The organism is Polaromonas sp. P1_G2, from assembly GCF_056405515.1.
In genome coordinates, this window is sequence record NZ_JBFUBY010001668.1 from 1 (window position 1) to 370 (window position 370).

A 370-nucleotide genomic window follows, 5' to 3' on the forward strand; every position below is an offset into this window, starting at 1 on the left:
GGCCGGCTCGACGTGGTCTTCAACAATGCCGGCATCACCGCACCGGGCGTGCCGCTCGACGAACTCGCCGTCGACGACTGGATGCGCGTCATCGGCACCAATCTCAACGGCGTCTTCCTCATCGCCCGCGGCGCCTTCGCCATGATGCGCAAGCAGGACCCGCAAGGTGGCCGGATCATCAACAACGGCTCGATCTCGGCGCATGTGCCGCGGCCCAATTCGATCGCCTACACTGCCTCCAAGCATGCCGTGACCGGCATCACCCGCTCGATCTCGCTCGACGGCCGGCCGTTCGACATCGTCTGCGGCCAGATCGACATCGGCAATGCCGCCACCGACATGGCCGCCTCGCTCGGCCAGGGCGCACGCC

At 67.3% G+C, this 370-nt stretch carries 1 protein-coding gene; it reads left to right on the forward strand.

What is annotated here, in order from left to right:
* The coding region (locus AC1D0P_RS32050) for an SDR family oxidoreductase (RefSeq protein ID WP_477680409.1) at positions 1–370 on the forward strand (370 nt) is incomplete at both ends.